Below are 1,440 nucleotides of genomic sequence, written 5' to 3'. Positions count from 1 at the left end.
CTCTTAGAAGAAGGGTTTAAATACAGCGATGACTCCTATAAAACTATGTTTATCAAAGAGCACCCCATCGCCGTGGTCGACCGTGATGAAAAGGGTAATATAATCTATGAAATAGATGCAAATGGGGTACCTATAAGAGACGCTCGTGGACAACCAATACCTCACGCACATTATTTAACGGATGAAGAAAAGCAGCATTTACAAGAGGGTGCTGATGGCAAGGTGCATGTGTCCTTTAATGGCATCTTTACGCCACCAGAGGAAGCCGCTGTTTATGCGGTTCAACATGCGAAGGATAAAAATGCACCGCTTTATTTTGTGGTGTTCCCAGAAGCCGATTCTGCTATCTCAGAACTTCTAGTCGCGGGCTATCAGAAGTTTATGGAAAATAACTTTTGGGGTTTGACCAATTCCACACAAGAAGCAAAAGATTTGATGTATAGCTATGGTAACACGGGATTGGAAGAGTATGGCCATAGCCGCGGGACGATGACATTGGGGAATATGCTGAATTCTTTCAAACAAGAAGGTGTTCACGGTATAGCCGACAACACGAATATCAATTTCTATGGACCAGCCTTTAATGTTTTAGTTGCATCCGGTCTGTTAGGTTATGTGAGTGATGGCAAACAAACCACTATTGGCTTTGATGGGCATAGATATGACTTTGTAAGCAGAATTATTGGTGGCAATGGCTATACCTACGGGACACTCCCTGCTGGTAGTAACGTTTGGACAGAATGGTGGAGAGTGGTCATGAATCCCATAAGTTCCCATACTTGTCTTGGAGATGCAGGTTATAAATGTAGATATGATTATGGTTCATCTCATAGTGAACAATTTCCTTTAAGTAAATCATGGAGTAAAAAATGAAACAAACCCTAAAATTATTAAGCGCTGTAACTTTGTTAAGTATAGCGGGATGTCAGTTTAATAAACCTCCTTCAGGATATTTGACTGCTTGGGAGAAACCGGGAGCAGATTTTACTGAGGTAGGAAAAGGCTTGTTAGAATGTGGTATGCCAACCCCTTATGATAAGGATCCAGAAAGCAGCAAGCTCAGTAATAATGCAATAGCAACAATTCATGCTTGTATGGTTCAATCAGGATTCCGCTATAAAGATGAAAAGGGGGGGGGATGGTGTGTAAACCATAAAGCCGAAAACTTGCCCATTTGTCGTCCAGGCGCTGTTGTTCCACAGCGCAGTGTCAAGAAGCGCTTGAACAGCCCGTTTTGTAAAAAATATAAAAATGCACCTGAATGCAAACCTTAAGTCTTTCTTGTGATGATCAACAATCTGCCATCCTTGCCTTTACTTGGAATGTCGGGATTGTTTTCTCAATTTACCATCTCAACTCAGTTCAGAACTGTCTTGAAAAACGGAGATAAAATATCAACAGGCTTTAGAGCCTTTTTATTGTAAATAAATCCATTGAAAG

At 41.0% G+C, this 1,440-nt stretch carries 1 protein-coding gene and 1 pseudogene; both read left to right on the top strand.

Annotated features, from left to right (window positions below; translation table 11 throughout):
* A pseudogene (locus ACFINA_RS09550) lies at positions 1-873 on the top strand (filamentous hemagglutinin); the annotation flags it as partial.
* Positions 870-1,274 carry a hypothetical protein gene (locus ACFINA_RS09545; RefSeq protein ID WP_375615516.1) on the top strand — a complete coding sequence of 135 codons (405 nt, stop codon included), beginning with the start codon at positions 870-872 and terminating at the stop codon, positions 1,272-1,274. The pseudogene ACFINA_RS09550 and the gene ACFINA_RS09545, both read left to right, overlap by 4 nt.
* The last annotated feature ends 166 nt before the right edge of the window (positions 1,275-1,440 follow it).

The organism is Bartonella sp. AC10YNML, from assembly GCF_042196825.1.
Taxonomy (GTDB): Bacteria; Pseudomonadota; Alphaproteobacteria; order Rhizobiales; family Rhizobiaceae; genus Bartonella.
This window is presented reverse-complemented; position numbering and strand designations above follow the sequence as displayed.

Coding starts and splice junctions, on each gene's coding strand:
- ACFINA_RS09545 (WP_375615516.1), top strand. CDS start 870: ATGAAACAAACCCTAAAATTATTAAGCGCTGTAACTTTGTTAAGTATA.